Source organism: Micromonospora sp. NPDC005979 (genome assembly GCF_040614415.1).
GTDB lineage: Bacteria > Actinomycetota > Actinomycetes > Mycobacteriales > Micromonosporaceae > Micromonospora.
This window is the reverse complement of sequence record NZ_JBEXUR010000015.1, coordinates 148,893-166,067: the sequence shown is the minus strand read 5'-3', so window position 1 is coordinate 166,067 and position 17,175 is coordinate 148,893. Positions and strand designations below refer to the sequence as shown.

Genomic DNA, 17,175 nt, shown 5'->3' with positions numbered 1-17,175 from the left:
TTCGTCCGGATACCGGTGTTGTATCCGGACGAAACCGCAACGCCGCCGGTCGTCGTCCGGGCCCGCCGCAGGCCGGCCAGTTCTTATGAAACAGGCCCTAGCGTCCCGTGCTGGGGTCCGGCACGGTCACCCGCGCCGGGGTCCGTGCCCCGAAGACGGTGGCGACCAGATCGCTCACCGCGTGCACCCCCACATCGATCCCCTTGCCGGGTGGCAGTTGGTACATGATGGCGACGACGTAGCGCTGGTCGTCGCCGGCGAACCCCACGGTGTTGGTGACCCAGTGCTCTCCGCCCGGGTCCGGCTCGATCGACCAGCCGTCCTTGGTGCCAGGGTGCTTGTCGCTGCCGGCCGCCCAGACACCCCAACGCTGGATCGAGCCGACCGAACGCATCGCGCCGACGAGGTAGGCCCGGTCGGTCGGGTCGAGGTCGTCCAGCACGTACGACATCAACCGCTGCAGATCCTCGGCCGTGCACTTGAGGTGACCCCAGAAGCGCGCGTAACCGGCGACGGTGGTCAGCCCGGTCATGCCGTAGCGCTGCTGGAAGCGTTTGAGCTGTCCGTCCCGGCCGTAGCGGTTCCACAGGGCGGTGGCCGCGTCGTCGGAGGAGAAGTTCAGCATGTCGGCGATCTGCCGACGCGCGGTGCTGTCGAGCGTGATCTCGCCCGCACGTGAGCGCTCCAGCAGCCCGACGGCCATCGCGAGCTTGATGGTGGAGGCCGTCCAGATCGGATGGTCGGTGGTCCCCGCCCGCCAGGACTTGCCGGTGCGCCGGTCCCGTACCAGGATTCCGAGGACCCCCGGCTTGCTCTTCAGGAGGGTGGCCGCCGCCGCGAAACGGCGGCGTTGGGCCTCGTCCGCGCCGACCGTGCCGGGCTGCCGGCCCCCGGCCGGGCCCAGCCCACTCGTCGACCGCGGCTCGGTGGTCCCCGGAGCAGGCGACGAGTCGCGCGAAGCGGGCGAGCCGGTCGGATCGGGCGAACAGCCGGCCAGCACGAGCACCGCCACCAGGGCCGCGAGGAGCCGCGTCGACCGCAGGGCTCGTCGTGGCGGCGCGGGTCGCCGCAGCCGGGCGACCCGGCGGCCGTTCTGGACGCTTGTCACGGCGGCCGATCATAGTCGGGTCGCACGTCAGAAGGGGTGACCCGCAGCGCGCCGGGATTGCGATCGGCCCCCACGGCCTCGGCAACGGCTGTGGGGGCCGATCAGCGACGAGTGCGCGTGGCTCGCACAATCGAGGGGTGCGGAACCGGTCGGGCCGGACGTCGGCCGCGCCACCCGAAGACGGGCCGGCGCCACGGCCTGGCGGCCAGTAACCGCAGTCGTACGCTAGCGAATCGACGCAACTCGACGCAAGAGTCTCCACAGCGGACGCCTTCGGACGCCACCCGCACGGGTTCGGCGATTGGCCTGCGGCGAGGCAGTTTCGACATGGTGAACGACGGATGGCACGCTGTCCGCCGTGAGTTTCGATCTGAGTGTGTGGGCCCTGGAGGACGGGGCGACGCCCGAGGACGTGCGGGCAGCGGTCGAGGGTTGCCGGCAGGGGCGGCACGTGGACCGATACCCGGACCCGCGCGTCGTCGGCTTCTACCGGGCGATCACCGCGTCCTATCCGGACCGTCACCCCGGCCCGGACAGCCCGTGGGCGGTTGCACCGCTGCACGCCGCCCACGATCACGTCGAGCTGAACCTGCACCCGACCTGCCCGGACCAGGTGCTGCTCGACATCGAGCGGCTGGCCGGCGAGCACGGGCTGATGCTCTTCGACCCCCAGGACGGTTCGGTCTACCCGCCCCCGGCCCGGTTGCCGAACTGACCGCTCCCGGGGCGGAACACCTCCCGGCGTACGACGAAGGGGCCCGGCGCTGTCGCCGGGCCCCCCGTGGTGCTGTCGTCAGTGCCGCCACCTGTCGCGTGGCGGCCGCTGGCTACTCGTCGCGCAGGTCAGCCGCGCTGGCGGCGGTCGCGCCGATCGAGTCGGCCGCCGAGGTCAGCAGATCGGCGCCGAGCGCCTGGTCGACGGTGAGAGTCATCAACGTCTCGCCGCCCGCCTCGCGCCGGGCCACCTGCATCGCGGCGATGTTGATGCCCGACTCGCCGAGCAGCGTACCGACGGTGCCGACGACGCCCGGCCGGTCCGCGTACCGCAGGAACAGCAGGATGCCCTCCGCGGCGATCTCCACGTCGAAGCCGTCCACTTCGGTCAGCCGCGGGACGTCGCGGTTGCCCGCGTGGGTGACCGTCCCGGAGACGCTCACCGCCCGGCCGTCCGGCAGGGCACCGCGCACCGTGACCAGGAGAGGCTGGTCGGCGGTCTCGACCTGACTGTCGAGAGTGACCTCGACGCCGCGCTCGGCGGCCAGGTGCGGGGCGTTGACGTAGGTGACCTGATCCTCGACCACCGAGCTGAACAGGCCCTTCGTCGCGGCCAGCTTGAGCACCGACACGTCGTGGCCGACGATCTCGCCGCGAACCTCGACGGTGACGCTGGCCGCGACCCCACCGGCGACGGCGGTGAAGGCCCGGCCCAGCTTCTCGGCCAGCGGCAGCAGCGGGCGGACGTCCTCGGCCACCACGCCGCCGGCCTGGACGTTGACGGCGTCCGGCACGAACTCGCCCTGCAGGGCCAGCTTCACGCTCTTGGCAACCGCCAGACCGGCCTTGTCCTGCGCCTCATGGGTCGAGGCGCCCAGGTGCGGGGTGGCCACCACGTTGTCGAACGCGAACAGCGGCGAGGAGGTGCAGGGCTCCTTGGAGTACACGTCGACGCCGGCACCGGCGACCCGCCCCTCGGCGATGGCGTCGGCGAGCGCCTGCTCGTCGACCAGGCCACCGCGGGCGGCGTTCACGATGCGGACGCTGGGCTTGACGAGCGCCAGCTCCTTCTCGCCGATCAGACCGACCGTCTCCGGGGTCTTCGGGAGGTGGATCGAGATGAAGTCGCTCTCGCGCAGCAACTCCTCCAGCCCGACCAGCCGTACGCCGAGCTGCGCCGCCCGAGCCGGCTGGATGTACGGGTCGTACGCGATCAGCCGGGTGCCGAACGCGGCGATGCGCTGCGCGAAGAGCACCCCGATGCGGCCGAGCCCGACCACACCGACGGTCTTGCCCTGCACCTCGACGCCCGTGTACTTGGACCGCTTCCACTCGCCCGCCTTGAGCGCCGCGCTGGCGCTGGCGGTGTTGCGGGCGACGGCGAGCAGCAGTGCGACGGCCTGCTCGGCGGCGGAGACGATGTTCGAGGTGGGTGCGTTGACGACCATCACGCCCCGCGCGGTGGCCGCCGGCACCTCGACGTTGTCGAGCCCGACGCCCGCGCGGGCGACCACCTTGAGTCGCGGCGCGGCGGCGACCGCCTCGGCGTCGATCTGGGTCGCGCTGCGCACGATGACGGCGTCGGCCTCGGAGAGCGCCGAGAGCAGGGCCGGACGGTCGGTGCCGTCGACGTGACGGACGTCGAAGTCGTGGGCGAGCACCTCGATGGCGGCGGGGGCGAGTTCTTCGGCGATCAGTACGACAGGATTCATCGGTCCTCGTAGAGGTCGTGTTTGCGATCGGCGCGGGTGGCGGGGCGCCGCACTGCACCCCGTGCTGATCCGTGCCGTGGCCGTCAGGTGCCGGCTCAGCGCACCTACCCGCGATCGTAGGGGCCGCGCTGGCCGGCGTGTTCCGGTCTGCGGGGTGAGTGCCCTCACACGCCCGGACAAGCGACCGACATCAACCGTTCACCACCCCGAAACCCCACCCACCCCCGCCGCCCCATCCCCGCGATCTTGCACTTTCTGCTGCGACGTAAGGGGCCAACCCCCACAAATCGCCATCCGAAAGTGCAAGATCGACGAGGGCGAGGGCGAGGGCGAGGGTGGGCGGGCGCGGGCCCCGGGCGCGCGCTTGGGAGAGCGCGCGTCCGGGGCCTCGGGGTGGTCAGGCGGTTTCGGTGATCGGGCGGTCGACCCAGCTCATCATGCCGCGCAGCTTCCGACCGGTCTCCTCGATCGGGTGCGCCGCGCCCTCGGCCTGCCACTTGGTGAAGTTGGGGCGGCCGGCCTCGTCCTCGGCGACCCACTCGCGGGCGAACTCGCCGGACTGGATCTCGCCCAGGATCTTGCGCATCTCGTCCTTGACCCGGGAGTCGATGATGCGCGAGCCCCGGGAGAGGTCGCCGTACTCGGCGGTGTCGGAGATGCTGTACCGCATCTTCGCGATGCCGCCCTCGTACATCAGGTCGACGATCAGCTTCAGCTCGTGCAGGCACTCGAAGTAGGCGACCTCCGGGGCGTAGCCCGCCTCGGTGAGCACCTCGAAACCGGTCTGCACCAGTGCCGACGCGCCGCCGCAGAGCACCGCCTGCTCGCCGAAGAGGTCGGTCTCGGTCTCCTCGGTGAAGGTGGTCTTGATCGCGCCGGCCCGGGTGCCGCCGATCCCCTTGGCGTACGCGAGGGCGAGGGCGAACGCGGTGCCGGTGGCGTCCTGCTCGACGGCGACCAGACAGGGCACGCCCTTGCCGTCGACGTACTGGCGGCGCACCAGGTGGCCGGGGCCCTTGGGGGCGACCATGGCAACGTCCACCTCGGCCGGCGGCTTGATCAGGCCGTACCGGATGTTGAAACCGTGGCCGAAGAAGATCGCCTTGCCGGGGGCCAGGTGCGGCTCGATCGACTCGGCGTAGATCTTGCGCTGGGCGGTGTCCGGCGCAAGCACCATGATCACGTCCGCCTCGGCCGAGGCCTCGGCCGGCGTGAGCACCCGAAGGCCCTGCTCCTCGGCCTTGGGACGGCTCTTCGAGCCCTCCGGCAGACCGATCACCACGTCGACGCCGGAATCACGCAGCGACAGCGCGTGGGCGTGACCCTGGCTGCCGTAGCCGATCACCGCGACCTTCTTGGCCTGGATCAGGCCGAGGTCGGCATCGTCGTCGTAGTACACCTCAACGCTCATGAGAACTTCCCTTTCGTACGACGGCCTGAGTGCCCGTCGTGGTCTTTGCGGATGGGTCAGGCGGCCCGCAGCGCGGGACCGGCGGTGATCGAACGCGAGCCGCGCCCGATGGCCACCAGCCCGGACTGGACCATTTCCTTGATGCCGAAGGGCTCGAGGTCGCGCAGCAGCGCGTCGAGCTTGTCCGGCGTGCCGGTGGCCTCGATGGTCAGCGTGTCCGGTGCGACGTCCACCACCCGGGCCCGGAACAGGTTGACGGTCTCCAGCACCTGGGACCGGGCGGCCCGGTCGGCGCGGACCTTGACCAGCAGCAACTCCCGGGCGACCGAGACCTGCGGATCCAACTCAACGATCTTGAGTACGTTGACCAGCTTGTTGAGCTGCTTGGTGACCTGCTCCAGCGGGGACGAGTCCGCGTTCACCACGATGGTGATCCGGGAGACGTCCGGGTTCTCGGTCTCGCCGACGGCGAGGCTGTCGATGTTGAACCCGCGGCGGGAGAACAGGCCGGACACCCGGGCGAGAACGCCCGGCTTGTTCTCCACGAGCACGGACAGAGTGTGCATAGTCATGCCACGACCTCGCTTCGCTCGGTCGCGCCCTGACGACCCGCATCACTGAGCTTGATGATTCGTTCGCTTCGCTCACTCATGATCAGATGTCATCCTCGTCGAAGACCGGGCGGACGCCGCGGGCGAACATGATCTCGTCGTTACTGGTGCCGGCGGCGACCATCGGCCAGACCATGGCGTCCTTGCCGACCACGAAGTCGATCACCACCGGGGCGTCGTTGATCTCCATGGCGGCGGCGATGGTCTTGTCCACGTCCTCGGCGGTCTCGCAGCGCAGCCCGACGCAGCCCAGCGCCTCGGCGAGCTTGACGAAGTCGGGGATACGGTGCTTGTGCGTGCCCAGCTCGGTGTTGGAGTAGCGCTCGTTGTAGAAGAGCGTCTGCCACTGCCGGACCATGCCGAGGTTGCCGTTGTTGATGACGGCGATCTTGACCGGGATGCCCTCCAGCGCGCAGGTCGCCAACTCCTGGTTGGTCATCTGGAAGCAACCGTCGCCGTCGATCGCCCACACCACCGCGTCCGGCTTGCCGACCTTCGCGCCCATGGCCGCCGGCACCGCGTAGCCCATGGTGCCGAGGCCGCCGGAGTTCAACCAGGTGTACGGCTTCTCGTAGGAGATGAACTGCGACGCCCACATCTGGTGCTGCCCCACCCCGGCCACGAAGATCGTGTCGGGGCCGACGATCTCCCCCAACCGCTTGATCACGTACTGCGGGGAGAGCGTGCCGTCGGACGGCTCGTCGTAACCCAGCGGATAGCGGTTACGCAGGTCGTCGAGCTGGGTCCACCAGTCGCCCAGGTCGGTGACGTGCCCCCCCGCGCGCTCCACGGTGACCGCCGCGATCAGCTCGTCGATGACGTGCTTGGCGTCACCGACGATGGGGACGTCCGCGTGCCGGTTCTTGCCGATCTCGGCGGGGTCGATGTCGGCGTGCACCACCGCCGCGTCCGGAGCGAACGAGTCGAGCTTGCCGGTGACCCGGTCGTCGAACCGCGCGCCCAGCGCGACGATCAGATCGGCCTTCTGGAGGCCGTACACGGCGGCGACGGTGCCGTGCATGCCGGGCATGCCCAGGTGCTGCGGGTGCGAGTCGGGGAACGCGCCGAGCGCCATCAGCGTGGTGATGACCGGGATGCCGGTCAGGTCGGCGAGCCGACGCAGCCCCTCGGTGGCGCCGGCCTTGAGCACCCCGCCGCCCACGTAGAGCACCGGCCGCCGGGCGCCGGCCAGCAACCGGGCCGCCTCGCGGATCTGCTTGCCGTGCGGGTGCAGGGTGGGCCGGTAGCCGGGCAGGTCCAGCGTGGGCGGCCAGGTGAAGGTGGTCGACGCCTGGAGCACGTCCTTCGGGATGTCGACCAGCACCGGGCCGGGCCGGCCGGTGCTGGCCAGGTGGAACGCCTCGGCCAGCACCTGCGGGATCTCCTCGGCGGTCTGCACGAGGAAGTTGTGCTTGGTGATCGGCAGCGTGATGCCCTGGATGTCCGCCTCCTGGAAGGCGTCGGTGCCGATCGACGGGCGAGCCACCTGACCGGTGATCGCCACCATCGCGACCGAGTCCATGTACGCGTCGGCGATCGGCGTCACCAGGTTGGTCGCGCCCGGGCCGGAGGTGGCGATGCAGACGCCGACCCTGCCGGTGGCCTGCGCGTACCCGGTCGCCGCGTGACCGGCGCCCTGCTCGTGGCGGACCAGGATGTGCCGGACGGTGGAGTCGTAGAGCGGGTCGTACGCCGGCAGGATCGCGCCGCCCGGGATGCCGAAGACGACGTCGACGCCGAGCGCCTCGAGGGACCGCACCAGCGAGCCGGCGCCGGAGACCTGGGCCGGGGCGGATGTCCGTACGGCCGGGACTGCCGGCGTGGCCGCGGCGCGGGTGGCGGGGTCGGCGGCGCCGGCCGGGTCGGCGGTCGCGCGGGCCCGCCGGGCGGTGTGGGCGAGGGTCTCGGGCGTTGGTCTCGTCATGGTGGTTCTGGCCTTCGGCTGGAGTGGCTGGGGCTTGTTCAGCGATGCGACGTGGGCGTGGGCCCGTCGCGACAGGTTCCGACGGCAATAAAAACGGCCCTCGTGCAGATGCACGGGGCCAGCGCACTCTCGACGGAGGAGAGTGCGCTCAGATAAGTACTCGCAGCGACCGGTACGACGACATGCGGCTAAGCCTGACGCATCTCACGCGATGAGTCAACTGATCCCACATGTTGGTTAACGGACGGCGGCGCGTCGGCCGACGCCGCGCCGCCACCAGGGGGCATGACCTGCCCGGACCCCCCGGGCGCGCGGCGCTGGACGGGCACCGGACCGGGCCGTGCGCCCGGCGAGGTGGCCGCCTCCAGCATCGCCTCCAGGTGCTCCGCGGGCACCCCCCAGCCGAACAGCGCTCCCTGACCGAACCGGCAGCCCGCGGCGACCACGGCGGCCAGCTCCGTCGGCGTGGTGACGCCCTCGGCGATGACCTCCATGCCCAACTGGTGGCCCAGCCGCATGACGATGTCGACCATGGGCGCGAACGCCGGACCGTCCTTGCCCACCGGACGGACCGGCTCGTGCTCGGCCACCAGGCTGTGGTCGATCTTCAGGATGTCGATGGGGAGCCGGCGTAGCTGCCCCAGGGACGAGTACCCGGCGCCGAAGTCGTCCAGCGCGATCCGTACGCCGGTCAGCCGCAGCGCGGTCAACCGCCGGATCAGCTCGTCCAGATCGGTGGCGACCGCGTGCTCGGTGACCTCCAGCACCAACCGCTGCGGCGGTACGTGGTGGGCACGCAGGGCCTCGGCGACCTGGACCACGTACTCCGGGGCGTGCAGCTCGCGCGGCGAGACGTTCACCGAGACCCAGACGTCGTGCCCGTCGGCCAGCCAGCGGGAGAGCTGGTAGCAGGCCTGGTGCAGCACCCAGGCGCCGAGCGTGGAGATCATCCCCCCCTCCTCGGCGAGGGGGATGAACTCGTCCGGGCGGACGTTGCCCAGCTCGGGGTGGTGCCAGCGGAGCAGCGCCTCGGCGCCGACCGGCCGGACCGACGGCAGCGACGCCACCGGTTGGAAGGCGAGCCGCAGCTCGTCGCGGTCGATCGCGCCCCGCAGCTCGTGCTCCACGGTGGTGCGGCGGCGCAGCAACTGGTCGTACGCCGCGTCGTAGCGCTCGATCCGGTTCTTGCCGCGTTGCTTGGCGTAGCGCAGCGCCAGGTCGGCGTGGCGCAGCAGCAACTCCACGTCCGGCTCGGCGGCCCACCCGGCCACGCCGATGCTCACGGACAGGAAGACCGGGCCCTCCGGCTGGTCGTACGGGCGATTCAGCACCCCGAGCAGCCGCTCGGCCACCCGGTCCGCCTCGGCGGGGCGGGCCGGCATGAGCACGGCGAACTCGTCGCCGCCGAGCCGGGCCGCCACGTCGCCGGGACGGAGGTTGCCGCGCAGCCGACGGCCCACCTCGGCCAGCACCGCGTCCCCCACGTCGTGGCCGCGCATGTCGTTGACGTTCTTGAAGCCGTCCAGGTCCAGACCGAGCAGGACGCACGGGGTGCCCGCCGCCGCGCCGTCGTGCAGCGCCCGCAGCAGCCCGCGCCGGTTGGCCAGCGACGTCAACGGGTCGGTGTGCGCCAGCTCACGGAAGTGCGCCTCCCGCTCGACCAGGCGGCCGGCGTAGTCCCGGACGTCCTTGAGGGTGAGGTACTGCCGTGCCACCAGGGCGAAGCCCTCCACGCTGCCGGCCAGGATGCCCGGCGCGGTGAAGCGGCCGTCCTGGAGCAGGTGGTACATCGCCGACGCCGCCATCGCCAGCATCGGGGCGAGGGCGTACTCACCGTCCCGACCGATGAGGTCCAGCGCGACCTCCCCCGGCTGATCGGCCCGGCGCACCTCGAGCGCGACGGCCAGCAGGCCGGCCGACAGCAGCGCCGCGCCGGCCAGCGCCATGGTCGGCCCGGACTGGCAGAGCCCCGCGCTGAGGCCCAGCCCGCCGCAGCTCACCGCGGTAATGCCGGTCGCGAGCACGGCCAGCCGGCGACGCGGGGCGGCGGCCCGGAAGACGACGATCACGGCGAGGCCGGCCCCGAGCGCGGCGCTCACCGTCGTGACCAGGATCGCCGGACAGGCCATCGGGGTGGCGGCGCCGAGCAGCCGGGTCGGCTCGGAGAAGAGCACCCAGCCGACGAACCACAGCGCCGCCGCCACGGTGACGCCGTCCAGCGCGAGCCGGGCGGTCCCCGCAGCGGTGGCGGCGACCCCCGGCAGCCGGAGCAGACCAGCCGCGAAGGCCAGCCCGGCCAGCGCCATACCGATCGCCGTGGCGGTGGCCCATCCGGTCCGCTGCCCCTGCTCGTGCGCCCAGTGGTCGCTCGCCGACAGCACCGCCACCACGCCGGCCAGCAGGCTGACCAGGGACACCCCGGCGGCACCCGCGAGTAGCACGTGCGCCGGTCGACGCGGCCCGGTCCGCTGCCCGACGACCATGGTGAGCAGCGCGGTGGCCACGGCCGCGACCAGCCCGCTCAGCGCCGCGACGGCGACCATGCCCGGGGGGAGATGCACGACAACAAGAGTGCCGGATGAGCGCACGTCGCGGGAGACCGGATGTGCATCTGTTGGGACACGGGCCCTCTACCGCGGGGTCCCGCGCGGCGGCGGTGTCATGCTGGTACGCATGCCTGAGCTGCGATCGAGGACGTCCACACACGGTCGGACGATGGCCGGCGCCCGGGCCCTCTGGCGGGCCACCGGGATGACCGACGACGACTTCGGCAAGCCGATCGTCGCCATCGCCAACAGTTTCACCCAGTTCGTGCCGGGTCACGTACACCTCAAGGACATGGGTGGCCTGGTGGCGGACGCGGTGGCCGAGGCCGGCGGCGTCGGCCGGGAGTTCAACACGATCGCGGTCGACGACGGCATCGCGATGGGGCACGGCGGCATGCTCTACTCCCTGCCCAGCCGCGAGCTGATCGCCGACGCGGTGGAGTACATGGTCAACGCGCACTGCGCGGACGCCCTGGTCTGCATCTCGAACTGCGACAAGATCACCCCAGGCATGCTGCTGGCCGCGCTGCGCCTCAACATCCCGACCGTCTTCGTCTCCGGCGGCCCGATGGAGGCCGGCAAGACGGCGGCGATCGAGGGCATCGTGCACAGCAAGATCGACCTGATCGACGCGATGATCGCCTCGTCGAACGAGGCGGTCACCGACGCGCAGCTCGGCGAGATCGAGCGCTCCGCCTGCCCCACCTGCGGCTCCTGCTCCGGCATGTTCACCGCCAACTCGATGAACTGCCTCACCGAGGCCATCGGGCTCGCGCTCCCCGGCAACGGTTCGACCCTCGCCACCCACGCCGCGCGCCGGTCGCTGTTCGTCGAGGCCGGCCGGACCGTCGTCGACATCGCCAAGCGGTGGTACGACGGCGACGACGACTCGGTGCTCCCGCGCACCGTCGCGTCCAAGGCCGCCTTCGAGAACGCCGTCGCCCTGGACGTGGCGATGGGCGGCTCCACCAACACGGTGCTGCACCTGCTCGCCGCCGCCCGCGAGGCGGAGCTGGACTTCGGCGTCGCCGACATCGACGCCATCTCCCGGCGGGTTCCGTGCCTGGCCAAGGTCGCCCCGAACTCCCCGAAGTACCACATGGAGGACGTGCACCGCGCCGGTGGCATCCCCGCCATCCTCGGTGAGCTGGACCGGGCCGGCCAGCTCAACCGGAACGTGCACGCCGTGCACTCCCCCTCGCTCGCCCAGTGGCTGACCGACTGGGACGTGCGCGGTGGCTCGCCGACGCCGGAGGCGGTCGAGCTGTTCCACGCCGCGCCGGGCGGGGTGCGGACCGTGGAGCCCTTCTCCACCACCAACCGCTGGTCGTCGCTCGACACCGACGCCGCCGAGGGCTGCATCCGCGACCGCGAGCACGCGTACTCCGCCGACGGTGGCCTGGCCATCCTGCACGGCAACCTGGCCCCGGAGGGCTGCGTCGTGAAGACCGCCGGCGTGCCGGACGACTGCCTGACGTTCCGCGGCCCGGCAAAGGTGTACGAGTCGCAGGACGACGCCGTCACCGCGATCCTGGCCAAGGAGGTCGTCGCCGGGGACGTCGTGGTGATCCGGTACGAGGGCCCCAAGGGCGGGCCGGGCATGCAGGAGATGCTGTACCCCACCTCGTTCCTCAAGGGACGCGGGCTGGGCCGGTCCTGCGCGCTGCTCACCGACGGCCGCTTCTCCGGCGGCACGTCCGGCCTCTCCATCGGGCACGCCTCCCCCGAGGCCGCCTCCGGCGGGTTGATCGCGCTGGTCCGCGAGGGCGACGAGATCGTCATCGACATCCCGGCCCGGTCGATCGAGCTGAACGTGCCGGAGGACGAGCTGGAGGCACGACGGGTGGCCGAGGAGAAGCGCGACAAGCCGTACACCCCGACGGATCGCCAGCGCCCGGTGTCGGCGGCGCTGCGCGCGTACGCCTCGATGGCAACCTCGGCCAGCGACGGCGCCTACCGCCGCGTCCCCGAGTAAGCCGCGCCCGCACTCCAGCGGCTCGGCCGCTTGATCAACGCGACTTCGCCGATGTCGCGGTATCCCTGGCAATGGGATGCCACGACATCGGCGATCTCGTGTCGATCACCTGCCCGACTCAATCTGTCGAGAGGTCGCGCAGGTCGCGAGCTTCGGCGATGAGGCGTACTACGTCGTCGCCGTGCCGGTGCACGGTGCAGCCGGCGCGGGTGAAGCGGATGGTGACCACCTCTCCGGCGTGCTGGGCGGCCAACCGCAGAAGCTCCTGCTCGGGGTCGGCGACGTCACGTGGCCCCGAGCAGGGCAACGGGATCGGCGTCGTCGGGTCAGACGGAACAGCCCCGGCGACGGCGTCGGTCAGGCACTCCGCGCACCAGGCGAGCGCGGCCGCCAGGCTCGGCCGGCAGGGAAAGGCGTCGGGGCGGACGGGCGCGTCCCGAGGCGCGATCTCGACCGACCAGCTCAAGCCGTCGGCCAGCAGCGGGTCACAGGCGTCGTGCCGGTCGTCGCACACGCTCACCACGAGGACCAGGTCGAGGCCGAGGGCGAGCCGCACCAGCTCCGACAGCGGCGGCGCTTCGGGAGGGGCCACCGTCACGATCAGGCGGCCGGCGGCTGCGCCGCGCCCGGCCTCGCGCACGTACTCACCGACCGGATCGGCGCCGGCCCACGGCAGTGTGACGTACCCGTCGCGTAGGGACTTGCCGATGGCGAACCCGCCGTCGGCGTCGGCGAGGTGTTCGGGTCGCCCACCGAGGGCGGCTGCCCACGCGCCGAGCCGATAACGCTCGGGAAGCTGCACCACCGGCTTGCCGCCGGGCTGGGTGGCGACCAGCGGAGCAGCCTCGGGTGTACCGGCGTCCCAGGCCAGGTGCACCACGCGGTGCCGCAGGTCGGTGAGGGTGACCAGTACCGTGCGATGGAGGCGATGGGTGCCGCCACAGGTGAAGCAGGGAAACGCCGAGGGGCGCAGGCCAGCGCCGCAGCAGTGCGGGCAGTCGGGCTCGGCGGTACGCCCACCGAGTTGGCAGTCGCAGACGCGCAGCCGACTGCCGGGGCGGCAGTCGGGGCAGGGCCGCCAGGCGACGGGTTCCCCCAGCCACGGCGGGGCTGGTGGCTCGTAGCCACGGGTCAGCGGCACCCGCACGCGGCGGACCACCTGACCGGTGGGCTGCTCCGCGAGTACCTCCTCCGGCTCGCCGGGGCGCAGGGTGCTGTGCCACCACCAGCCGTCCCGCCGGATGGCCTGCGCGCCGGGCAGGTCGTCGCCGCCGATCGGGTCAACGCAGTCGGCGAGAACCCGGCGTTCGAGCTGGTCGACGTCGGTGGCGGCGACGCCGGGCGCGCGCGGCGAGTCGGGTCGCAGCCTCCGGGCGGGCGCGGCCAGGCCACGCGCGGCGAGGCCGGTCAGCGCGCCGGCCACGTCGGTGTGGCTCAAGGCCTCCTCCAGGCTGGGGTACCAGCCGGTCGTACCGGCCGCCACCGGGCTGCCGGGCACCTCGTACCGGACGTCCCAGCCGAAACCCCCACCCTGCCGGCGAGCCTCGACGACCAGGTCGAGCAGCAGCAGGTCGGCCAGCGCGCAGAACCGAGCCAGGCGGGCGGCCGGGTCGACCGCGGGCGCGGCAACGGACCGGCCCAGCACCAACCGCCAGGGCGCATGATCCGCCCGCAGGATGGCCTCGGCCTCCAACTCGTACCGCCGGGCGGCCGGCAGCTCGGGTCGCCATTCGGGGGTCAGCCACAGCGCCGGCACGTCGGCCTCCGACACGACCGCGCCGACGTCGGCGGCGAGGTCGCGTACCCGATCGGTCAGGTCGACCACCCACGCGCCCGCCGGGTCCCGGCGGGGGTCGAGGCCGCCGGGCACGACCTGGTGGGACGCGACCGCACCGGTGTCCAGGTTGGCGACGCTGACCACGAGCTGCGCCCGCCGCCGGCCGCGCCTTCCGCAGCGGTGACAGGGGTACGCGACGCTGCCCGCACCGCGACACTGCTCGCAGTTCCGGTACGCCTCCCGGCGCGGCCCGAGCCCGTCTCCGTCGACGAGGAATTGGTCGCCGTAGGTGGTGCACCGGCACGGTTGCAGCGTGAAGGTCGCCCCGTCGCAGTCCGGGCACACGACGACGGGCGCGGCGCTCACCGACACCACCGCGCCGCGCAGCCACCGTCGTGCTCGAAGCGCCGCCCACACCGCCGGCCGCCGTCGAGCGGCAGGTCGCAGAACACCCGATGGCGTACGTCCTGGGCGTCCTCGGCCGACACGGTGGTCTCCCCCGGGTCCACCTCGGACAGGAAGCTCAACGAGCGGGCCAGGGTGCCGGCGAAGTGCTGGGCGGCCGGCAGGTCGGCGGCGGTGAACGGCAGGTGCGCCACCCAGCGGGCGCTCACCGGCGGGCCGCCAGACGACGGAGAAATGCGCGCACGAGGCAGCACCACCCTTCCTCGTAATTGTTCGACGTTCAGCGGCGTGGGAATTGCGCGTCCATCGCCGTTGTCGGACCAATCTTGTAGGGTCGGAAGCGCCATCACAATGAATGTCCACTCACACTGTTTCGCTATTTGTGCGCAACATTCCCCTGTTGCAGATCGGCCGTTGGGATGTTGCAAAACTCAACAGGAAGGAGAGCCGGGTGGCCGATGACATGGGCTCGACGGTGCCCCGCCGCCAGCTCGGCAGGGCACTGCGTGACCTGCGCACCGAGGCGGGTGCGACCCTCGACGCGGTCGCCGAGGCGCTGGAGTGCAGCCGTCAGAAGGTGTGGCGGATCGAGAGCGGGCTCGGCTCGGTGCGCGGCGTCGACGTCCGAGCGATGTGTGAGCTGTACGGCGCGACGGGCGAGCTGACCCGGGCGCTCATCTCCCTGGCCGGCGAGACGAAGGCGAAGGGTTGGTGGCACGCGTACGGCGACGCCGTCCCGGAATGGTTCGAGCTGTACGTCGGGCTCGAATCCGCCGCGTCGAGGCTCCGCTTCTACAAGAACACTCTCGTGCCCGGCATTCTTCAAAGCCGGGACTATGCCCGGGGCATCTACCGCATCGACCAGCCTGACATGGACGACGACGACCGGGAACGCGCGGTCGAGCTTCGACTGCAACGGCAGTCCCTGCTGACCCGTCGCCTGCCCCGAGCTCCGCAGGTGCAGGTGGTGCTCTGCGAATCGGTGCTCCTGCGCCCGGTCGGCGACGCCGAGACCATGGCCGGGCAGCTTCACCATCTACTGGCGATGACCAGGCTGCAGAACGTGTCGATTCGCGTGTTGCCGCTAATCGCGGGGCCGCATCACGGCACCGTTGCGGGCGAGTTCGTTCTCCTTGACTTTCCGCTCGGGAACCGAACCACCCCTGAGCCTCCCTTGGTCTACAGCGAGGCGATCACCGGCGCCCTCTACCTCGACCGTCCTCACGAGTTCGCGACCTACGAGAAGGTCTGGTCGAGCCTGCTCTCACTCACCCTGGATGAGGGACAATCGTTCCAACTGATCAATAAGATCATCGGGGAGGTTCACCATGGTTGACCTGACGCGCGCTACCTGGCGCAAGAGCACCCGAAGCGCGGGCAACGGCGGCGAGTGCGTCGAGGTTGCCGACAACCTGCCCGGCATCGTCGCCGTACGCGACAGCAAGGACCCGCACGGCCCTGCCCTTACCTTCGCCCCCGCCGCCTGGGCCACCTTCGTCCAGGCGACCGCCACCTTCCGCTGAGGCTTCGGTGGGTGTCGCGGGATTCGCCTGGACACCCACCCACCTTCGGGGCTGCGCTCCATGCCGGGGTTCGCTAACGTGCGGCAGTGACCATCGGCGATGTCAAGGTGACCATCCGCAAGGGCGATCAAGCGCTCGACATGGCCCGGATGAGTATCGAGAAGGCCAGTGCCAAGCTCGCCGACGCGTCCGCACTGGCGCTCGCCACCCTGCACGACAGCGAACGTGGTGAGGCGCAGCAGTCACGCGAAGCACTTCGTGAGGCGGCAGACGAAGTCGATCTGGTGCTTCGCCGCATCGTAGCCGCTAAGAACCATGCTGCCGCCTACCTGACCGCCATCGGATGAGTGGAAGCCTCGGCGAGGTCGTCGCTCAACTGCGCAGTGCCATCAACTCCCTCCGCAGCGCCGCAGTCATCGCGAGCCGCGCGCAGGCCGACGCGGAAGAAGCCTTGGCGCACTACAGCGAGGCGGCACAGGGCAGCAATCATCCGCAGCTCACGAGCGCACTGACCGAGAGCAGAACTGCTGCCGAGAAGGCTGGCAAGCTCGCCCGCCTGATCAGCGAGGCAGCTGACCAAGTCAGTTCCTACTCCAACGCGGTCGCTCCTGGCTCCGCACCGACCCAGCAGCCGAGCGATTCAGCCACGCCGTCGGGCGAGGATCTGCTCACCGAGGCCGTGGAACGCGAATCCGCACGGAAGAACGTAGCGTCCTTCCTGAGTACGATGACCAGAAAGGCTGAGGATCTTCAGGACAACACCCAGAAGTCCGTGGCGGTGGTCAGAAAAGCGTTCGAGATCGTTCGCGGTCCACAAGGTCCGGCAGGCGCTCAGCAAGCCGGCACCACAATGCCAGCGGTCGGGCCTACCGTTACCCAGCGCCTGCTCAACGAGGCACCGGACGCGGCGGGGCATCTCGTCGTGGTGGGGCTGGTGGCGAGCGTCGCCCTCCACCGCTCTGTTCAGTCCATCCGCAAGGGGATAGCGAGGTTACGAGATCGTGAGCGTACGGACCGAGTTCAGCGACCTGATCCGGGCGATGGCACGGCGTGACTGGGGCATGGTGGACCAACTCCTGGATGGGCTGGAGACGTCCGGCTGGCAGGGCGGTAACCAGGTGATCGGGGCGGCGTTCGCCATCGCGGTCAACGACCGCTTCGCCGCCGACCACTCCCCTACCACTGTCGCCCGGTTCGTCGCCGAGACTCGCGACCAGTTCCCCGGCGCGGAGTCGCTGCCCACGCTGGAGATGGAAGGTCTCGTTCGCGCAGCTCTCGGTGAAGTCGGCCTCATCGACAACCTCAGCCCGGAGACGGCTCTCCAGATGCAGATCGTCTTCCTCGGCAAGTTGCTTCAGGACCGCGACCCCACCGAGGCGCAGCTGGAGGAGTTCATCGCCGACGTGGAGCGGACGGCCGCCGAATACCTTTAGCCGAGGGCTGTGTGCCAGCTTCCCCGTCCGATAGTG

General features: G+C 71.2%; 15 protein-coding genes. 7 read left to right on the top strand and 8 right to left on the bottom strand.

Features of this window, described 5'->3' with window-relative positions:
- Positions 1 to 97 precede the first annotated feature (97 nt).
- Positions 98 to 1,108 (bottom strand): hypothetical protein, encoded by a 1,011-nt coding sequence (locus tag ABZ272_RS24105; RefSeq protein ID WP_355052174.1) that lies wholly within the window; start codon positions 1,106 to 1,108, stop codon positions 98 to 100.
- A 358-nt stretch (positions 1,109 to 1,466) separates the two neighbouring features.
- On the opposite strand from ABZ272_RS24105, the gene ABZ272_RS24100 reads away from it, so the two are divergent.
- Complete coding sequence (locus ABZ272_RS24100; RefSeq protein WP_355052173.1) at positions 1,467 to 1,823, top strand: hypothetical protein; 357 nt, start codon at positions 1,467 to 1,469, stop codon at positions 1,821 to 1,823.
- A gap of 112 nt (positions 1,824 to 1,935) precedes the next feature.
- Here ABZ272_RS24100 and serA read toward each other — a convergent pair whose 3' ends face one another.
- The 5 genes from serA to ABZ272_RS24075 form a co-directional block, all read right to left on the bottom strand.
- A complete protein-coding gene (gene serA, locus ABZ272_RS24095; protein WP_355052172.1) occupies positions 1,936 to 3,534 on the bottom strand; it encodes a phosphoglycerate dehydrogenase in 1,599 nt (532 codons plus the stop codon).
- A 397-nt stretch (positions 3,535 to 3,931) separates the two neighbouring features.
- On the bottom strand, positions 3,932 to 4,945 hold the full coding sequence (gene ilvC / locus ABZ272_RS24090; protein ID WP_355052171.1) for a ketol-acid reductoisomerase: 1,014 nt from the start codon (positions 4,943 to 4,945) through the stop codon (positions 3,932 to 3,934).
- A gap of 56 nt (positions 4,946 to 5,001) precedes the next feature.
- Positions 5,002 to 5,517, bottom strand: coding sequence for an acetolactate synthase small subunit (gene ilvN / locus ABZ272_RS24085; protein WP_355052170.1), 516 nt, complete (start codon positions 5,515 to 5,517; stop codon positions 5,002 to 5,004).
- 82 nt (positions 5,518 to 5,599) lie between these two features.
- Positions 5,600 to 7,480, bottom strand: coding sequence for an acetolactate synthase large subunit (locus ABZ272_RS24080; RefSeq protein WP_355052169.1), 1,881 nt, complete (start codon positions 7,478 to 7,480; stop codon positions 5,600 to 5,602).
- 188 nt (positions 7,481 to 7,668) lie between these two features.
- A complete protein-coding gene (locus ABZ272_RS24075; RefSeq protein WP_355052168.1) occupies positions 7,669 to 10,041 on the bottom strand; it encodes an EAL domain-containing protein in 2,373 nt (790 codons plus the stop codon).
- 112 nt (positions 10,042 to 10,153) lie between these two features.
- Here ABZ272_RS24075 and ilvD point away from each other — a divergent pair, with 112 nt between their 5' ends.
- A complete protein-coding gene (gene ilvD / locus ABZ272_RS24070; protein WP_355052167.1) occupies positions 10,154 to 12,001 on the top strand; it encodes a dihydroxy-acid dehydratase in 1,848 nt (615 codons plus the stop codon).
- Positions 12,002 to 12,119: 118 nt separating this feature from the next.
- Here ilvD and ABZ272_RS24065 read toward each other — a convergent pair whose 3' ends face one another.
- On the bottom strand, positions 12,120 to 14,144 hold the full coding sequence (locus ABZ272_RS24065; protein WP_355052166.1) for a hypothetical protein: 2,025 nt from the start codon (positions 14,142 to 14,144) through the stop codon (positions 12,120 to 12,122).
- Entirely contained in the window at positions 14,141 to 14,392 is a 252-nt protein-coding gene (locus ABZ272_RS24060) for a hypothetical protein (protein WP_355052165.1), read from the bottom strand. Before ABZ272_RS24060 ends, ABZ272_RS24065 begins: the two co-directional genes overlap by 4 nt.
- Positions 14,393 to 14,634: 242 nt before the next feature.
- Between ABZ272_RS24060 and ABZ272_RS24055 the strand changes: the two genes are divergently transcribed.
- The 5 genes from ABZ272_RS24055 (at position 14,635) to ABZ272_RS24035 (ending at position 17,139) form a co-directional block, all read left to right on the top strand.
- Entirely contained in the window at positions 14,635 to 15,519 is an 885-nt protein-coding gene (locus ABZ272_RS24055; RefSeq protein ID WP_355052185.1) for a helix-turn-helix transcriptional regulator, read from the top strand.
- Entirely contained in the window at positions 15,512 to 15,706 is a 195-nt protein-coding gene (locus ABZ272_RS24050) for a DUF397 domain-containing protein (RefSeq protein WP_355052164.1), read from the top strand. Before ABZ272_RS24055 ends, ABZ272_RS24050 begins: the two co-directional genes overlap by 8 nt.
- Positions 15,707 to 15,792: 86 nt before the next feature.
- Positions 15,793 to 16,053: a hypothetical protein gene (locus tag ABZ272_RS24045; RefSeq protein ID WP_355052163.1), complete on the top strand. Its 261-nt coding sequence runs from the start codon at positions 15,793 to 15,795 to the stop codon at positions 16,051 to 16,053.
- Positions 16,050 to 16,760 carry a hypothetical protein gene (locus ABZ272_RS24040; RefSeq protein ID WP_355052162.1) on the top strand — a complete coding sequence of 237 codons (711 nt, stop codon included), beginning with the start codon at positions 16,050 to 16,052 and terminating at the stop codon, positions 16,758 to 16,760. The genes ABZ272_RS24045 and ABZ272_RS24040 overlap by 4 nt, the downstream gene beginning before the upstream one ends.
- Complete coding sequence (locus ABZ272_RS24035) at positions 16,708 to 17,139, top strand: hypothetical protein (protein WP_355052161.1); 432 nt, start codon at positions 16,708 to 16,710, stop codon at positions 17,137 to 17,139. Before ABZ272_RS24040 ends, ABZ272_RS24035 begins: the two co-directional genes overlap by 53 nt.
- Positions 17,140 to 17,175 lie beyond the last annotated feature (36 nt).

Bases quoted from the DNA above. Each gene is read 5' to 3' on its own strand.
- serA (WP_355052172.1), bottom strand. From the start codon at position 3,534: ATGAATCCTGTCGTACTGATCGCCGAAGAACTCGCCCCCGCCGCCATC.
- ilvC (WP_355052171.1), bottom strand. From the start codon at position 4,945: ATGAGCGTTGAGGTGTACTACGACGACGATGCCGACCTCGGCCTGATC.
- ilvN (WP_355052170.1), bottom strand. From the start codon at position 5,517: ATGACTATGCACACTCTGTCCGTGCTCGTGGAGAACAAGCCGGGCGTT.
- ABZ272_RS24080 (WP_355052169.1), bottom strand. From the start codon at position 7,480: ATGACGAGACCAACGCCCGAGACCCTCGCCCACACCGCCCGGCGGGCC.
- ilvD (WP_355052167.1), top strand. From the start codon at position 10,154: ATGCCTGAGCTGCGATCGAGGACGTCCACACACGGTCGGACGATGGCC.
- ABZ272_RS24050 (WP_355052164.1), top strand. From the start codon at position 15,512: ATGGTTGACCTGACGCGCGCTACCTGGCGCAAGAGCACCCGAAGCGCG.
- ABZ272_RS24040 (WP_355052162.1), top strand. From the start codon at position 16,050: ATGAGTGGAAGCCTCGGCGAGGTCGTCGCTCAACTGCGCAGTGCCATC.